Annotated in this window: 13 protein-coding genes and 1 tRNA gene; 12 read left to right on the top strand and 2 right to left on the bottom strand. The window is 58.6% G+C overall.

Annotated elements, in window-relative coordinates:
• The first annotated feature begins 28 nt into the window (after nt 1–28).
• The 9 genes from S101446_RS13055 to S101446_RS13015 all read left to right on the top strand — a co-directional run bounded on the left by S101446_RS13055 (nt 29) and on the right by S101446_RS13015 (nt 9,094).
• Entirely contained in the window at nt 29–1,183 is a 1,155-nt protein-coding gene (locus tag S101446_RS13055; protein WP_167376440.1) for a GNAT family N-acetyltransferase, read from the top strand.
• 106 nt (nt 1,184–1,289) lie between these two features.
• Complete coding sequence (locus tag S101446_RS13050; RefSeq protein WP_026019657.1) at nt 1,290–2,276, top strand: zinc-dependent alcohol dehydrogenase family protein; 987 nt, start codon at nt 1,290–1,292, stop codon at nt 2,274–2,276.
• Nucleotides 2,277–2,594: 318 nt separating this feature from the next.
• On the top strand, nt 2,595–4,361 hold the full coding sequence (locus S101446_RS13045; RefSeq protein WP_087608533.1) for a DEAD/DEAH box helicase: 1,767 nt from the start codon (nt 2,595–2,597) through the stop codon (nt 4,359–4,361).
• A 95-nt stretch (nt 4,362–4,456) separates the two neighbouring features.
• Nucleotides 4,457–5,212: a hypothetical protein gene (locus S101446_RS13040; protein WP_087608532.1), complete on the top strand. Its 756-nt coding sequence runs from the start codon at nt 4,457–4,459 to the stop codon at nt 5,210–5,212.
• A 20-nt stretch (nt 5,213–5,232) separates the two neighbouring features.
• Entirely contained in the window at nt 5,233–5,871 is a 639-nt protein-coding gene (locus S101446_RS18270) for a hypothetical protein (RefSeq protein ID WP_208620521.1), read from the top strand.
• Nucleotides 5,872–6,081: 210 nt separating this feature from the next.
• Nucleotides 6,082–6,300 (top strand): hypothetical protein, encoded by a 219-nt coding sequence (locus S101446_RS13030; protein ID WP_010508862.1) that lies wholly within the window; start codon nt 6,082–6,084, stop codon nt 6,298–6,300.
• On the top strand, nt 6,297–6,968 hold the full coding sequence (locus tag S101446_RS13025; protein WP_010508865.1) for a helix-turn-helix transcriptional regulator: 672 nt from the start codon (nt 6,297–6,299) through the stop codon (nt 6,966–6,968). The genes S101446_RS13030 and S101446_RS13025 overlap by 4 nt, the downstream gene beginning before the upstream one ends.
• An 84-nt stretch (nt 6,969–7,052) precedes the next feature.
• Nucleotides 7,053–8,858: a translation elongation factor 4 gene (gene lepA, locus S101446_RS13020; RefSeq protein WP_010508867.1), complete on the top strand. Its 1,806-nt coding sequence runs from the start codon at nt 7,053–7,055 to the stop codon at nt 8,856–8,858.
• A gap of 145 nt (nt 8,859–9,003) precedes the next feature.
• A tRNA-Ser gene (locus S101446_RS13015) sits at nt 9,004–9,094 on the top strand.
• Nucleotides 9,095–10,238: 1,144 nt separating this feature from the next.
• On the opposite strand, the gene S101446_RS13010 is transcribed toward S101446_RS13015, so the two are convergent.
• A complete protein-coding gene (locus S101446_RS13010) occupies nt 10,239–11,651 on the bottom strand; it encodes an MBOAT family O-acyltransferase (RefSeq protein WP_087608530.1) in 1,413 nt (470 codons plus the stop codon).
• Nucleotides 11,651–12,763 carry a GDSL-type esterase/lipase family protein gene (locus tag S101446_RS13005; protein WP_244184621.1) on the bottom strand — a complete coding sequence of 371 codons (1,113 nt, stop codon included), beginning with the start codon at nt 12,761–12,763 and terminating at the stop codon, nt 11,651–11,653. The genes S101446_RS13010 and S101446_RS13005 overlap by 1 nt, the downstream gene beginning before the upstream one ends.
• A 508-nt stretch (nt 12,764–13,271) precedes the next feature.
• Here S101446_RS13005 and S101446_RS12995 point away from each other — a divergent pair.
• The 3 genes from S101446_RS12995 (at nt 13,272) to S101446_RS12985 (ending at nt 17,982) form a co-directional block, all read left to right on the top strand.
• Complete coding sequence (locus S101446_RS12995; protein ID WP_244184251.1) at nt 13,272–14,942, top strand: lytic transglycosylase domain-containing protein; 1,671 nt, start codon at nt 13,272–13,274, stop codon at nt 14,940–14,942.
• A gap of 916 nt (nt 14,943–15,858) precedes the next feature.
• A complete protein-coding gene (locus S101446_RS12990; protein WP_087608526.1) occupies nt 15,859–16,521 on the top strand; it encodes a DUF459 domain-containing protein in 663 nt (220 codons plus the stop codon).
• 696 nt (nt 16,522–17,217) lie between these two features.
• Entirely contained in the window at nt 17,218–17,982 is a 765-nt protein-coding gene (locus S101446_RS12985) for an SDR family NAD(P)-dependent oxidoreductase (protein ID WP_087608525.1), read from the top strand.
• Nucleotides 17,983–18,034 lie beyond the last annotated feature (52 nt).

The following is an 18,034-nucleotide window of genomic DNA, read 5'->3' as shown; positions in this document are numbered from 1 at the left end:
ATGCGGTTTTTCCACTGGCGCGCCCGTCATGACCGGCACCACCATGATCCTGCACCGCAGGATTGCCGAAATCCCGGCACGGGAATGGGATGGCTGCGCGGGGGATGACAACCCGTTTGTCAGCCATGCCTTCCTGTCCGCGCTGGAAGACAGTGGTTCCACCGGCCCACGGACCGGCTGGATGCCACAGCATCTTGCCCTGCGCGATGATACGGGCCGCCTGCTGGCGGTCGCCCCCCTGTATGCCAAGGGCCATTCCTACGGCGAATACGTGTTCGACCAGCAATGGGCGCAGGCCTTCATGCAGGCGGGCGGGCAATATTACCCCAAACTGCAGGTGGCCGTTCCCTTCTCCCCCGTGCCGGGGCCGCGCCTGCTGGTGCACCGGGACGCACCGGATGCCGATGTGCTGCGCCAGCTTGCAGGCCGCGCGCTGCGGCAGGCCTGCGGGGAACTGGACCTGTCATCGGTCCATGTCACGTTCTGCACGCAGCATGAATATGACCTGCTGGGACAGACCGGCTGGCTGCAGCGCCTTGGGGTGCAGTACCACTGGGACAACTGCGATTATACCAGTTTCGATGATTTCCTGGATACCCTCGCCTCCCGCAAGCGCAAGGCCATCCGCCGCGAACGGCGCGACGCCAATGCCTGTGGCCTGACCTTCCATACCTGTCGCGGCCACGAGATCACCGACGCCCTGTGGCATGATTTCTATCAGTTTTACCTGTCCACCGTGGACCGCAAATGGGGCAGCGCCTATCTGCAACCCGGTTTTTTCCCGCTGCTGTCACAACGGCTGGGAGACCGGGTGGTGCTTATGATTGCAAAACGCGACGGCGTGCCGGTGGCGGGGGCGCTCAACCTCATGGGGCGCGATACGCTGTATGGCCGCAACTGGGGACGGCTGGAGGGGGACTGGCCCTTCCTGCATTTCGAACTGTGCTATTACCGCGCCATCGACTTCGCCATCGCCCACGGGCTGAAACGGGTGGAGGCGGGCGCGCAGGGCGAACACAAGCTGCAGCGCGGCTATCGCCCCTGCCTGACCCATTCCGTCCACTGGATCAGCCATCCCGGCCTGCGTGAAGCCGTGGCGGAATTCCTGCATCATGAACGTGCCGCCATCATGGCCGAACTGCCCGCGCTGGACGCCATGACCCCCTACCGCGCCGGGTCGTGATCGGCATGATGATACATGTCATGCCGCGCGAACGTCCGGACATGGTAGCGTAGCATGATGACTGGCGGCCCGCAGGCCGCAGCCTGACAGCCAAGGAGCGGACCCCATGTACGCAATGCGACTGCTTGCCCCCCATACCCCCCTGCAGTGGACCGAACTGCCCGACCCCACACCGGGACCAGGGCAGATCCGTGTAAAGGTGGGCGCATGTGGCGTATGCCGCACCGACCTGCATGTTGTGGATGCCGACCTGCCCTTTCCCGGCCATGCGCTGACGCCGGGACACGAAATCGTAGGCCGGATCGATGCGATCGGCCCGAATGTGGAAGGGCTGCACATGGGCCAGCGCGTGGGCATCCCGTGGCTGGGCCATACCTGCGGCTGCTGCCATTACTGCGAAACCGACCACGAAAACCTGTGTGACCACCCGCTGTTCACCGGCTACACGCGCGATGGCGGCTATGCCACCATGGCGGTGGCGGACGCGCATTTCACCTTTCCCCTGCCCGATGGCGATGACGACGTGGCGACCGCCCCACTGCTGTGCGCGGGGCTGATCGGCTGGCGGTCGCTGGTCATGGCGGGCAAGGAGGCGCGCAGCATCGGGCTGTACGGCTTCGGCGCGGCGGCCCACATCATAGCCCAGGTGGCGGTGTGGCAGGGGCGCTCGGTCTACGCCTTCACCCGTCCCGGTGATACGAAAACGCAGGAATTCGCCCGCTCGCTGGGCTGTATCTGGGCCGGTGGGTCGGATGAACTGCCGCCCGAACAGCTGGACGCCACCATCATCTTCGCCCCCGTGGGCGCGCTGGTGCCCGCCGCGCTGAAGGCCGTGCACAAGGCCGGGCGCGTAGTCTGCGCGGGCATCCACATGAGTGAGATCCCGGCCTTTTCCTATGACCTGCTGTGGGAGGAGCGTCAGATCGTCTCGGTCGCGAACCTGACGCGGCAGGACGGCATCGACTTCCTTGAACTGGTGCCCCGCGTGGGCATACGCACCACCACAACCCCGTACCCGCTGAAAGAAGCGAACAGGGCGCTGGATGACCTGCGCCATGGCCGGTTTGAAGGCGCCGCAGTCCTGGTGCCCTGACCATGCGTGGCCAAAGATGGGGATGACTGCCACAGGGTGCGTATGCTACTGATGCCCTGGCCGCCTGCATGTTCCGCGCCGCCCTACGGCAATCGCCCGAAAGGTACAGCGCCCATGCAGGTGGCAAATGCCCCCGGTCCCCACCGGACGGGTGTTCACGACCGCTGCAAAAATGCCCCGGCCATTATTATTTCTGGCTTTTGGGGCAATCATTCTTTATGCACCGGCCTTCTCCCTGACGCATGAACACGGGCCGGCGGCCAGTTTCCTTCCTGCGTCGCCCGTGTTCTTCATGTTTTTGTCCGGATTGCCCGATACATGCCGTTTCCCGAAACCCACCCCGCCCTGCAACGCGCGCTGGACGAGCGTGGGTACGACAACCCCACCCCCGTCCAGACAGCCGTGCTGGATGTCGCCGCCGAAGGGCGCGACCTGCTTGTTTCCGCCCAGACCGGGTCGGGCAAGACCGTCGCCTTCGGTCTGGCCATGGCCGATACCCTGCTGGGTGGGGCCGAACGCTTTGGCCCGGCGGGACCGCCGCTGGCCGTCATCATCGCGCCGACACGCGAACTGGCCATGCAGGTCACGCGTGAACTGACGTGGCTGTATGCGCCCGCGGGCGGCCGTATCGTATCGTGCATTGGCGGCATGGACGCGCGGCGTGAAGCCCGTGCCCTGCAGATGGGCGCGCATATCGTGGTCGGCACGCCCGGCCGGCTGTGCGATCATCTGTCGCGTGGGCGTCTGGACATGTCCCAGCTGCGCGTGGTCGTGCTGGATGAAGCGGACGAGATGCTTGATCTCGGCTTCCGTGACGAGCTTGAGCAGCTGCTTGACGCCATGCCCAAGACACGGCGCACGCTGCTGTTCTCGGCCACCATCGCCAAGGAAATCGCATCGCTGGCGCGTCGTTACCAGAACGACGCCGTGCGCATCGATACCCTGTCGGGCGCCAAGCAGCATGCCGATATCGAATACCGCGCCGTCGTGGCCGATGCGCGCGAACTGATCCCCGCCGTGGTCAACGTGCTGCGCTATACCGACAGCCAGACCACCATGGTGTTTTGCGCCACGCGCGAAATGGTGCGCCATATGCAGGCGGCACTGGTCGAACGCGGCTTCTCCTCCGTCGCCTTGTCGGGTGAACTGGGCCAGAACGAGCGCACGCGCGCCATCGACAGTCTGCGCAAGGGCCAGGCCAATGTGTGTGTCGCCACCGACGTGGCCGCCCGTGGCATTGATATTCCCGCGCTGGCGCTGGTGATCCATGCGACCCTGCCGACCGATCCGGCCACCCTGCTGCACCGTTCGGGCCGCACGGGACGTGCGGGGCGCAAGGGTGTGTGCGTGCTGATGGTGCCCATGTCGCAGCGCCGCCGTGCCGAACGCCTGATGCAGGGCGCAAAGATCACGGCCACATGGTCCGGCGTGCCGACGGCAGCCGATATCCGCGCCAATGATGCCAAGCGCCTGCTGGCCGATCCCGTCCTGAACGAGGACGTGGCCGAAGCGGACAGGGAACTGGTTGGCCAGCTGGTTGAAGGCCGCACCAGCGAACAGCTGGCAGCCGCCCTGCTGCAGATGTACCGCGCCCGCCTGCCCGCGCCCGAAAACGTGCGCCACATCACGCCAGACGCCCCCCGTCCCGTGCGTGAGCGCAGCGAGCGTGACGGCCCCCGCCCCACCCGCGACAGTTATGCCAGCGCCGAACCGGGCGCATGGTTCGCCATGAATGTGGGCCGGCAGGAAAAAGCTGATCCCAAGTGGCTGATCCCGCTGATCTGCCGCCTTGGCGGCGTGCGCAAGGCGGATATCGGTGCGATCCGCATCAACGATAACCAGACCCTGTTCGAGATCACCCCGGATTCAACCGAGAAATTCCGTTCGTGCATTGCCGCGATCGAGAATGACGAAGTGCAGATCACACCTGCCAGCGCACCGGCTGGCGGCGGCGCACGTCGTGGTGGGCCGCCGCCGCGTGGCGGGCGTCCGTTCGGGCGCAAGCCCGGTGGTGGTCGCCCCGGTGGCGGGTTTGGCGGGCCGCCACGCGGTGGCGCGTCTTCACGCAAGCGTCCGCGTTCGTAAATGCGGCACGTCCCTGCTTAAACACGCTGTGTTTCCTTCATGCCCGGTTCAGCCGGGCATGTCTGTTTTCATGACCCCGACAGGAAGGGCCTGCCGTGTCCAACCCCCGTCATTCCAGCCTGTGCCTGTTCGGCCTTCTGGCGCTGCTGACCACAGTGCCTGCCCATGCGGATTCCGATACCGCCCTGGGCCGCGAACTGGCTGCCGCCACGGGGCATTACGCACCGGATACCCATCTTTTTGAAAAAGGGCCGCTGGCCACCATCGTGAAACGGAAACTGGGGGCACGGTACGGCAGCTTCATCCAGAACATGGAAGTTGCCGGCCCGCTGGAGGCCGAAGGCGATACCCTGTTCATCACAGGGAACCGGCGGCATGAAGGTGGCAGCAGCATTGCCTGGCTGCTGGCTGACCGGACAGGACGCAACATGACGGTTGGCATCCTGAACCCCGGCACATTGTCACTTTACACAACCGGGCCGGTGGCACCGACCAAACCCGCCGATGTGCGGACCCTGATTGAAAACCTTGATACCGCCCCGCCGCTGTGTAACGGACCACAGGACCTGTCGCCGGGCGGCCGGCTGGACTGGCAGGGCAGGCTGGAACCGGGGGGAACATGCGTCTATCGCATCAGCCTGCATCAGGGGGAACAGGTGACCGCGCAACTGGACACGCCCGACAAAGGGCTGGCACTGCGGATCATCGATCCCCATCTGGGCCATGCCGGAACCGTGCAGTCATGGACCGTGCCACACGATGATCTCTATCTTGTCGAGGTTGCCCCACGGTCCGATGCCACGGTGCGGAAAAGACGCGCCTTCCACTTGCGCATCGACGCATCCCCCTGACGGAAAAGGTCCGTCCCCTTATGGGAACGGACCCGGAAAAAATCTGGCCGACCGGCATAGTCCATGCCGGTCAGACCCATCTTTTCAATGAGTTATTGATTATTTCCGCCGTCCAGGAAATTATTGACATTGGAACTGGTCTGGCTTTTCAGATCATCCCAACGCTGGCGTTCCGCGCTGCCAGCGTTGCGCAGGCTGTCCAGGCGGTTTCTCGGGGCATTGCGAATCGCATCCAGACGGTCACGGCCATTCTGGATCTTGTCGTCCACACGGCTGCGGGCATCTTCCAGTTTCTGCTTTTCGGCATCACGGGCGTTATCCCAACGGCCAACCGTGTCGTCGTGCAGGCTGTTCATCTTGTTGTCGTAATCCTGCCTGAGGTTCTGCTGACGGTCCCGCAGGCGGCTATCCGCGCAGTTGCCCGCCTGCGCCGCACGGCCCAGCAGGTCCCACCTGGGGGTGTCCTGGCCATTGTCGCAATCAGACGCCATGGCACCCACAGATCCCCCGACAGTTGCACCGGCCAGGGACAGGGCAAGAAGATATTTATGGAATTTCATCACCAGAACCTTGGATCAATTGTTTTCTACATGAACTTTACAAAAGTCATAGACCATATCTCGGTCAGAAATATGACAGTGCACCAGCTTCATACCTGAATATAGTAATCAATCCGCCAATGCCTAGCGCATGGAACACATGCCACCCTTCGTGATGGCGCAGGCAAGGCCGCCACGCGTGGTGGACATGTCGTAATAATGCCACTATGTGACATGGACAAGCGCACGCGCCCATGCCTGAACCCCGGCAATGGTCCGTCGTAAATAAGGTGGCGGTGCGCATACCTGTTCCTTGGCGGTCCCTGTTCCATGTGGAATGAACCTTATCTTGAAACATGCTGCCGTTCGGCCCTGCATCGCCTGAAACTGAGCGGCCATGACGGCCGCCCGGCCGACGCACCCGATGCGCCCTGCCTGAACCGGCTCAGCCATATGGGGCTGGCATGCAGCGAGGGGAATGACCGCTTCATCCTGACCGGGGCGGGCCATGCGCGCCACCGGACCGAAATACTGAAATTGCCCGTATGATCAGCCATGACGACATCTGGCGCGCCATCGACCGCCTGGCCGCCGAACGGGGGCTGACCCCATCCGGCCTTGCACGCGCGGCGGGACTGGACAGCACGACCTTCAATCCCTCCAAACGGATCACGCCATCGGGCCGTCCCCGCTGGCCCGGCACGGAAAGTCTGGCGCGCACGCTGTCGGCCACCGGCATTTCGTTTGAAGGGTTCAGTCGCCTGCTGTCAGGCCACCATGACCCCGAAGCGTCGAGCAAGGCCCATCATTCCCACCTCAAGATCGCGCCCTTCTCGCAACTGGCCCACCCCGAGCTGTTTGACGAAACCGGGCTGCCCGATGGGGAACGGTGGGAAAAATGGGAATTCCATGGCATGGCCGACCACCATTCCTATGCCGTGCATGTGGATTGCGACACCATGGAACCGATCTTCCGCAAGGGCGGCACGCTGGTCATCTCCCCTACCGCCGCGATCCGGGTCAATGACCGCGTCCTGCTCCATACCCCGCAGGGCACGTCATGCTGCGGGCTGGTGACCGAACGCTGGCACGACGCGCCCGTGACCGCACCCCTGCATGAACTGGTGCGCATAAAGGGGCTGGCCGCGATCGAGGGGGAGGAAATCATCCTTGATGGCGTGACCCGCATCCACCGCATCACGATGGCCTGCATGTAACATTGCGTGCAGGGGGTAATATTTTCCGTGTTATCGTGACAGGTAGCGGCTGACTTTCTTCCCGATTTACACTATGTCTCGGCCATGACCGACACGCCCCTCTCCCTGATCCGCAATTTCTCGATCATCGCGCATATCGACCATGGGAAATCCACCCTGGCGGACCGCCTGATCCAGGCCTGCGGCGCGCTGACACAACGGGAAATGACCAACCAGGTTCTGGATAACATGGATCTGGAACGTGAACGTGGCATCACCATCAAGGCGCAGACCGTGCGCCTGTCCTATCCTGCCGAAGATGGCAAGACCTATGTCCTGAACCTTATGGACACGCCGGGCCATGTGGACTTCGCGTATGAGGTCAGCCGGTCGCTTGCCGCGTGCGAGGGGTCGCTGCTGGTGGTTGATGCGTCACAGGGCGTGGAAGCGCAGACGCTGGCCAATGTGTACCAGGCCATCGATGCCAACCATGAAATCGTGCCGGTTCTGAACAAGGTTGACCTGCCTGCCGCCGACTGCCCGCGCGTGAAGGAACAGATCGAGGAAGTGGTGGGCATTCCCGCCGATGACGCGGTCGAGGTATCGGCCAAGACCGGCCTGAATATCGAGGCCGTGCTGGAAGCGCTGGTCAAGCGCCTGCCGCCGCCCACCGGCGACGCCGAAGCCCCGCTCAAGGCGCTGCTGGTTGATAGCTGGTACGACCCGTACCTGGGCGTCATCACGCTGGTGCGCGTGAAGGAAGGCCGCCTGAAGCGCGGCATGCGCATCCGTATGATGTCGACCGGCGTGGTCCATCAGGTGGATCAGGTGGGCGTGTTCGCCCCGCGCATGACCAACGTGGACGAACTGGGCCCGGGTGAGATCGGCTACATCAATGCCGCCATCAAGACCGTGGCCGACACCAACGTGGGCGACACCATTACCGATGACCGCCGCCCGGCCAGCGAACCCCTGGCAGGCTTCAAGCCCTCCATCCCCGTGGTGTGGTGCGGCCTGTATCCGGTCGTGGCCGATGATTTTGAAAAGCTGCGCGACAGCCTGTCCAAGCTACGGCTGAACGATGCCTCCTTCCATTACGAGGCCGAGACTTCCGCCGCCCTTGGCTTCGGCTTCCGTTGCGGATTCCTGGGACTGCTGCACCTTGAAATCATTCAGGAACGCCTGAGCCGCGAGTTCAATCTAGACCTGATCGCGACGGCCCCTTCGGTCGTCTATAAAATGCAGCTGACCAATGGCGAGACGGCGGAACTGCATAACCCCGCCGACATGCCGGACCTGTCGCTGATCGAGAAGATCGAGGAGCCGTGGATCAAGGCGACCATCATGGTGCCTGACGAATATCTTGGCGCGGTGCTGACCCTGTGCAGTGAACGGCGCGGCGTGCAGGAAGACCTGACCTATGTCGGCAACCGCGCCATGGCGGTGTATCGCCTGCCGCTGAACGAGGTCGTGTTCGACTTCTACGACCGCCTGAAATCAGTCACGCGTGGCTATGCCAGCTTTGATTACCAGATGGACGGGTATGAGGAGAGCGACCTCGTACGCATTTCGATCCTGGTCAACCAGGAGCCGGTGGATGCCCTGTCATTCATCGCCCACCGCTCGGCTGCCGAAACGCGCGGGCGTTCCATCTGCGCCAAGCTGAAGGAATTGATCCCCCGCCAGTTGTTCAAGATTGCGGTGCAGGCCGCGATCGGCAGCCGGATCATTGCGCGTGAGACCATTGGCGCCATGTCCAAGGATGTGACGGCGAAATGTTACGGCGGCGACATCTCGCGCAAGCGCAAGCTGCTGGAGAAGCAGAAGGAAGGCAAAAAGCGCATGCGCCAGTTTGGCAAGGTCGAAATCCCGCAGAGCGCCTTCCTTGCCGCGCTGAAGATGGACCAGTAATCCCCCTGTCCGGCCTGTCACATCATAATTGTGGCAGGCCGGGCAAACATGGCGTTTTCCTCTTGCGCCGATGAAAATTGGTGATATGTTCCGCCGCATCGGACCCTGCCATTGCAACAGGATGGCATAAAGTCCGGTACCGGCTGGAGAGATGGCCGAGCGGCTTAAGGCGCACGCTTGGAAAGCGTGTGTACGTTAATAGCGTACCGTGGGTTCGAATCCCACTCTCTCCGCCATGCTTTATTTTCCCCTGTAAAATAAGTTATTTAGCTACATCCAACGTTACAGTTATGCATGGTGTAGTTACGTGTGCAGCGTTACATATCGTAGGGTATGGATGACGTGCACGATATGTCTGGACAATGCACTTTCATGCGTAGCGTGGAAGCCATCAAAGATGGACAGAACTTATGATGTTCAAAGCAGGCACATGGCGCAGGACTGCTGGGACATTGCACACAACCGGACCAAGGCCCGACGACCCCGCCGTTCAGGCATATGCCACCCTGCATGATGTCTCCTGCACGTTCTGCAGCGATACCCAGTTTACGGCGCCACCACATGCAGGATCTTTCATCCTTTTCCGGTGATCTCCTGCCTGCCTCCTGTAGCATGTGCCTGCGTCGAGCACAGCAGTCATACCCATTCGTCCCCGATACACGACCCTTTGCGATCGTCACGTAACCGGGGACTGCGCATATTCGACCGGCGATAATCATTGTATTGATTTCGCAGCGCCTCATGCAGTTGGCCCGCAAATCTTACTGACCTGATTTGGTAACTGGCTTTCTAAATCACCCTTGATGTAATTCCGGCAAGATAAGATCAGCAACGTAGTCACGATGCGTTGGACCGATATAGATCGTTCCAAGGCAGGCCATCTGTTCAACAGGGTGAATTTAAGAGAATTTTTGAAATAGTCTAAAAATTATAAATAAAGTTTTTGGGTACCGCTTTTTTTCAAAAAAGTGGTGTTCTTCGAAGCTTTTTGAAAAAAGCTTCACCAAAAACTTCTTTATGATTGCTGAATGTTCTCCGGGATAATTTTTTAAACAGTATCTTAGCTAATATTAATAATTAAAAATAAAATATCATGAAATTACTGTCTTTATTGGTCTGGCGCAGGGGCAAAGCGATAACTCTCGATCCGTCGTTCCGAAGCACGGACCGTATCGTATGGCGTGGTTATCTTTAGACGCGCAGCGATGGTATTCCACCGATCCGCCGCAGATTGCAACACCGCCTGGTACGGCATGGTGAGCGGCAACTGCTCGGTCCAGGCAAGAATGGGGCCAGATCCAAAAATGACGCCGCTTGCGGCTGCGACCAGCACGATTGTGAGCAGACGACGCGCGGGGGGCGGGGAGGAAGAATGGGCCATCAGAACTGAAAATATATGAAAGGGGCGACACCGCTTGGTCCTGCGGCGTCAATCATCAACACACAAATACCGAACGCAAGCGCAAGCGCCCAGTCCGGCGCACGTTGCACCACAGGGAACGCCGCAATGCGTTCAGGCATGTTCCTGGACACAAAATGCAGACCGATGCCAATAGCGATCAGGCCAAGTGTAAAGGGCGTGACCTGTGCAAAACTTCCTGGTTTCAGGGGTGTTATGGACTGCAGATAAAGCCAGACGCTTTCCATATCTTCCGCATGGAAAAACAGCCATGTCAGACAGACGAAATGGAATGTCAGCAGCACGGCCATGACGCGGAAAAGGCCCCGTGTATTTTCCAGACGCTCGGAAAAAGGGCGTTCCAGCACCAGGCCACCGCCATGCAATGCGCCCCACATGACAAATTTCATGGCGGCGCCGTGCCACAGGCCACCCAGCAGCATGGTAATCAGAAGGTTGGCGGATGTACGCACCGAGCCACGATGACTACCGCCAAGGGGTATATAGAGATAGTCACGCAGCCAGAAAGATAGCGTCATATGCCAACGGCGCCAGAAATCGCGCAGGGACGCACTACGATAGGGCTGGTTGAAGTTTTGCGGAAACGCGAAACCCAGCAGGGCAGCCAGACCTATGGCAATGTCCGTATAACCAGAAAAATCACAAAATATCTGAACGGCGAACCCATAAAGGGCGAATACCAGATCCAGCGTGGAAAAACTGGCGGGATCAGCAAAAACCGGGTCGACAAGCTGCGTTCCCAGATAACTTGCCAGTATAACTTTCTTAAAAAGCCCCCCTGCAATCATCAACAGGGCTGCTGCCATGGCGGGAGGATTGCTTGACGGCCGTTCCAGTTGCGGCAGGAATTTGGAAGAACGTACGATCGGTCCAGCCACAAGCTGCGGGAAAAAGGACATATACAGCATCATGTCCGTAAAACGGCGGCACCGTGTGACTTTACCACGATACACATCAACGATGTAGCTGATGCCATGAAAGGTAAAAAATGAAATGGCGACAGGCAAAAGGATTTCAATAAGCGGAACAGGTTCCCCCCATCCGATATCACGTGTCACCTTATTCAGGGATGTCGCGAAGAAATCGTAATATTTGAAAAATGCCAGAACAAGCAACTGAACGGCTATGCCGCCGCCAACCATCCATTTACGTAAACGGGGGCTGTCTTCTTCTGGCAAAAACAGGCCGACCGAATAACTGACAGTCGTGCTGAACAGCAGGAGAAAGCAGAAATGCCAGTTCCAGCATGCATAAAAAACATAGCTTGCTGCAACCAGGAAGATCTTCTTGAGTTCCCACAGGCCACCAATCAATGCCAGAATGACAGCAACGGCAATAAAGAACAAAGCAAAATTGAGTGTTGGAAAAAGCATTACTTTTTATGTTTCAGTGAATTCCACAATTTATAACCATTCATTAAATCATCATATAATGACGTTGCAGTCTGTTGGTATCCTGCTTTCAGAAGGTGAACGTGGTCCTTCGCGGCAACTGGCGGGTTGCGGTTTCCCCAGACCAGAATGGTGCATCGACCATCGGGGTGGGCTGTATCCGCCATGGCCTGACGCCAGTCCCACTGCATCCAGTGGTTACGCCGGGCTACGTCAATCTGGGCCTGCCGGACGGTATTGAGGGCAGCCGGTGAGGCAAAGCCCTTGCCCGTGGGCGCCAGTCTTTCACACGACCGGGTGAAAGGGGGCAGCCGTTCCTGACGAACGCCGTCGGGGGGCATGACAACCACAAGACCCGCCATGGGCGCTGCATTGCGCAGCATCTGTATGATCTGCTCGTATCGTGCCGAATATGTATCGAAATTTGTCGAGGTATTGAAACCTTCATTGGTGCCAAAGGCGATAATCAGAAGGCGCGGATCCAGACGCCGCATTTCTTCCGACAGTATCCTCGGGTCGACCCGGCTCAGGATGTCTATGGTGGAGCCTGTAATGCCCAGATTGGAATATAATATTCCCGGCGCGGGCTTTGCCTGACTTCCTTTTGCCACTTCCCAGCCCAGGAGATCCACCGGCCCATCACCCATGGCGGAAACTGTAACGGAATGAGTATCAGCCGTGGTGGGCATCCGCAGCCACATGGAATCGGAATCTTGCGATGACGCGGTTGAAACAGCGGTGCGCCCGCCATCATCCGCCTCGATGACAAGCTGGCCCCCGCCCGGCTGGCTGAGGAACTCCACCATGCCGCGCCCGACACCCCCTGCTTCATCCGGGGTGATGGTCATGCTGGCGGGCGTATCGGCATGCTGCCTGACCAGGCTGATGCCCCACGGGCCTGTAGCTGTTTTGCTGAACGCACTGACAGGCGTCCATCCTGTAGAAGAAACCGTAACCTGCGCGGGATGGTAATAGCGGAATGGGATGCCCGGCTGTAAAAAGCCCCTGCCGGCATTCTGGAAATCTTTTTGCAGCAGGGTGCGCATCTGGTCGCTGAAAGAATCGTTGGCGGTATGGCTGTCACCAATCTGCATTACGGTCACAGGTTCTGTCGCCTGACCACTCCGCAGTGAATCCAGAGCTTTGTAAAAAGGCACTACAGAAGCATAACGGCCGATTTTTTCATGGGCAGGTAATGGGTCACGGGCCGCGGCACACCCCATTAACAGAACTGCACAAAACAGTGGCAAAGAACAGTTACGGAGCAGGCGAGCGCTCAGGCTACGGCGAGAGAATGACACTGAGTTCCCAGTAAAAATTTTTTATTGCCATAATTCTACCATGAAACACGATATCTGTAACCAGATATTTTCATCACCTGACAGGCCCGGAGCGTGCCCACTCCTGCTGTTCCTGCGCGCCGGATAATGACCATGCAGAGGCAGGCCGGGCACTTTCACGAACACGGCACGACGGTCAGGCAACCCCGGACAGAAGCCATACGTTTACATGACAGGATGTAGCCAAAAAACAGCGAAGCATTCCTACAAAATTGGGACATGGCGGAACGCACCGGCAGCCTGCCCCGGACAGGATACCAGAGTGTCATTCCGGTATTTATTCATTTTGAAATATCTGTTATTGGCCATGATTATGCGGTGTATTTTACAACCCATGAAGCACAGGATGGTGACTCTTTCTGCCGTTGCTTCTATTGCCACTTTTTCTTTGGCAACAATATCTTGCCAGGCATCTGATATTTCACGTGGCCACGCCCGGGCGGATGAAGTTGCCATGCAGCAGGGGCAGACGGCACTCCTCCATCCGCTTTCCCCAAGTGATGCCACCCGTATCCGTACGGCCTTCGCGGAGCAGTCCACCGGCAATTTCGACCAGGCCGATGTCCTGCTGAAACAGGTGAAGGATAAAAGCCTGACGGGTACCGTCCTCGCCGAACGGTGCCTTCAGGCGTCATATGCCTGTGCGACACCCATGCTGAAAGACTGGCTGGCGCATTACCCGAACCTGCCGGACACGCCAATGATGCAGGCATTGCTGAAATCCCGCAGCGACCTGCCGGCAGATGTCTCAACGGGGTCTCCAATAACGGCCCCTGCCAACGCGAACCGGGCTGACAGCGGAAGCATTAATGCCGCTGATGCACAAAATCTTTATATACAGGGGCAGGACCAGGTCGTTCTCAACAAGGCCCTGACCACTTCCGCCATCAGGGAATCCAGTGGCAAGGTGGCGTTTTACGCGGGCCTGTCGGCCTGGCGGCTGGGGCAGATGCAACAGGCGCAACTCCTGTTCGCGTGGGCCGCCAATGCGGACACAGCCACCCGGGACCTGCGTAGCGCCGCCGCCTGGTGGGCAGGTCGCGCAACCGGGCGTATCGGCAATACGAAAGACGCCTTGCGCTGGCTTGTGCAAAGCGCCCATTGCAAAGACTGCTTTTATGGGGTGATCGCACGGCATGCCATCAATCAAAACGGCCCGCAGATGGCCGATGCCGGTGTGCCCACCGTTGTGGACGTCAATGCGGTTTCCGCACGGCCGGCAGGCCATCGGGCCCTGGCGCTGCTTCAGGTTGGGCGTGCGGACCTGGCTGAGACCGAACTGCGCACGGACTGGGTGAGTGCGGAAAATACCAATGCACGCCGGTCCATAGGGCTGATCGTACACACGGTCGCGGATGAGGCCGAAACATCCAGTCGCGCGGGGACCAGCAAACTTGTACCGGGCCATACCATTGATCTTCCACAGCGTTTCACGCCACGCGGTGGGTTTGTGGTGGACCCGGCGCTTGTATATGGCATTGTTTCCATTGAATCCCGTTTCCAGCCGACCGTGGTCTCCAGAAGCGGTGCGCGGGGACTGATGCAGTTGATGCCACGCACAGCTGCCAATTTCGCCGGTGGACGTAATGCGGATCTCAGCAATCCTTCCGTCAATCTGCTGGTTGGACAGCGTTACCTGATGGCGCTTGCGCATGACGGGCATATCAACAATCATCTCATCCGTCTGCTGGCCAGTTATGCCGTCGGCCATACCGCGGTGGCGCACTGGAATGCTTCCGAACACGAAGCCAATGAATCCCTTGCTTTTCTGGAGGCCATTCCCAACCCCAAGATCCGCAACTGGATCGAGACAGTCCTTCTGCGTAGCTGGATGTATTCAGAAAAGCTCAATCGTCGTCCCGTCAGCCTCGATCTGCTGGCCGAAGACAAGAAGGTCAGACTGCCGCTGGAGGCGGAAACATCCCTCCAGTAAGGAACTGTTTGAAATTAAGTATTTGATAAATAAAAATTAGAAGCCTTTAAATACCGCCTTTTTTGAAAAAAGCCTCACCAGAAACTTCTTCATGATTTACACGAGGGTGCAGAGACTGGCTTTTCACACAGCCCTACAAAAGGTTATCGCTCCGTTTCCAGCAAACATGTTTGACATGCTCCGTCCCGGGCATGCGGCCGCAGGTAATCACCCGCGTGCATTATGCGGAATGTAGCATGCCGATATCCTGTTCTTCCGTAAATCGACCATGTTTCATTCGTCCATATCCTTCCCGACCGGACTCTACTTAAGAAACGATCACATTCGCAGTGATGATGTCGCGAATTGTTTCGGGAAAGATTGACGCCTTTACAGGATCATAGTAAAGAAAATTCTATAAATGCATGTATTTCCATTTCTGGTATTGTCGTATCAATATTTGGAAAATATTAAATATTGTTTCCTACTGGAGTTGAATTGTACAATCAAGATTTATCAATCCGCTCCACCTCCCTGGAAACCGCATTATAATTACAAACCATCGATATCGGGATTTCCTGGCTAAATCCCGGTTGTCATGCACCAATCTGTTGCGAATACGTTTGAGGCGTTTATGATTTTTTCTTCCAGCTGGCTAAAAAAGAATTTTCAGGGTCGGCTTCATCATTTGATGTGCGCAACTGTGCTGTTTTCCGCGTTGTGCACTGGTGCCAATGCACAAACCCCCGCTCCGGCTGCCGCAACCGGGACTTCCCAATCCGGTTCGCCTGCCGCTGCATCCGCACCGGCTGCGGCGGCCACTGCGGCAGCGCCTGCTGCGACTGCGCAGGCGGCGCCTGCCGCGTCCCCCGATGCGGCCTCCCCTCCCCCCGCACCAGTCTGTCATTCATCGCCTGGTGAAACCGGGCGCATACTGGTGATTGGTGATTCACAGGCCCAAGGCCTGGCAGGCGGGCTGCGATGGCTTTATCGCACCAACAGGAACATGCGTGTCCTGGACCACAGTAAAATTTCCACCGGCCTGGTGTCCGTATCATTCTATAACTGGCCGGATGAGGTGCATAAACTGGCGGCGACCGAACATGCCGATGTTGCTGTTGTCATGTTTGGCGCCAATGACAGGCCCCCGGTCAGGGTGCATGGCGCGGTTGATCCGGCTCAGCTGGCGAATTTTACCAAAATTTATTCAGCGCGCGTGCGTGACATCATGACAACGCTGAAAAACGGACATATCCCGGTGATCTGGGTTGGGCACCCCATGGTGCGTGATGAAGAATTCTCGGCTGACATGGCCATCCTGAATACTATTTTTCAGGATCAGGCAGCCAGGAACGGTGCCCAGTTCGTGCCGCTATGGACAGCTTTTTCCGACAACGGACATTTTTCCGCGTATGGCGAAGGGGTCGATGGATCAAAAGTGCGCCTGCGTGCAGATGACGGCGTGCATCTGACCCCAAGCGGTTATCAGAAAGCAGCCAAGATACTGGAACCACTGATTGCCTGTTACCAGCCCGATGCAGCGCAGAAGTCGAAACCGGCGGCACCCTCCGCGCCAGCGCCGTCATCAGCGACGCAGTAGCAGCCGGCTTCATCCGATGCCTGCATGAGATGTGGATACGCCTGAGACCCATCGGGCCATGACCGCAGCAGCCAGAAATCCGGGCGATATATCGCCTCATCAGTTGCAAAGGTAGCCATTCCGATCGTGGTTGCAGCCTTGCCCTGCTACCTGCCAGATGATCCGCATGGCGCCGTCCCAGGCGGTATGGATGAAATGGGATCGGGATATCGCGGCGGCATGCGGCCACGGATACAGGTCGCTGCGTGCGCCGGACCCGGCCAGACCTGCAACATGGGTCGTTCATGGTGTGGCCTGAAACGGACGGCGCGCTATGCTTCCAGATCAGATCGCCAGTCACTGATTGCACCCGTTAGACGACTTCATCACGAAGTTCATGCCAGACTGGTGCTGTACATGTCAGGCATAACACTAATACAGTATAATGCCATCCATGCCCCTTTCAGCGTATGCCGGTATATTGATGTGGAGAAATGAAAGGTTATCGACGTATCATTTTATTACAGATATCATGGATACGATCAGACAGGGGTTGGCATTCCCTTGCACCGTAGGGAAAATCCCTTGCGGAATGTCGGGTCTGGCGCGTATCAGGCGCTACGACAGGACATTGCGGTCAGGGAAGTATGTAGTTCATTGGAAAAGAGTTATTTAAACGACAGAATCGGCAAGCCCGCGACAGGACGGGTCGCCGTCGTGACCGGGGCAACCGGTGGCATTGGGCAGGCACTGGTACGCCGCATGATCGGTTGTGGCTATCAGGTGATCATATTATCCCGACAGGCGCAGGTGGACATGCCCGGTGTCACGCCGGTCGTATGCGACCTGACCAATATGGACAGCATATGCCAGGCTGCCGGAACGATTACCCGGCATGCGCCGCAACTCGACGTTATCGTGCATTGCGCGGGTATCATCACACCCCGACCGGTTGGCCAGCTGGGCACGCAGGAAATCGCCGACCAGATTGCAGTCGACCTGACCGCACCCATTGAACTGACCAATGCCCTGCTGCCCGCGATGCGGCGCGGGGGACATATCGTGTTCGTCAATTCCATGGCCGCGGTTTTTCCGCTGGCGGGCAGCAGTGTCTATACGGCGGCCAAATTCGGCCTGCGCGGTTTTGCCCGCGCACTGGAACAGGAACTGCGTCCCCGACGCATACAGGTGTCGTCCATCTATCCCGCCAGCGTCAATACGCCTATGCTGCGTCATGAAATGGACGCAGGCGGGTCGATATACAATTTCATCGACCAGCCGCAGGAACCGGACGTCACGGCGCAACGGATCCTGGAATGCTGCGAACGCAGCAGCCGGGAAATCTTCAGTTCCGTCTTTGACAAACTGTTCACCCATGCCTGCCTTGCATCGCAGGGACTGCTCAACCTCAGCCTGCCGGTCATGAAAATTCTGGGGCGGATGGGCTATCGCACCTATAAACGGCGCGCTTCACGCAACTGATCGACAGGACAGAGTAACCGCCCTGAATGTCCTTGGAATCATAGAGATGTTT

The sequence above is a fragment of the Komagataeibacter europaeus genome (genome assembly GCF_002173515.1).
GTDB classification, from domain to species: Bacteria; Pseudomonadota; Alphaproteobacteria; order Acetobacterales; family Acetobacteraceae; genus Komagataeibacter; species Komagataeibacter europaeus.
The sequence above is the reverse complement of the archived record's forward strand: the minus strand, read 5'-3'. Positions and strand labels throughout refer to the sequence as shown.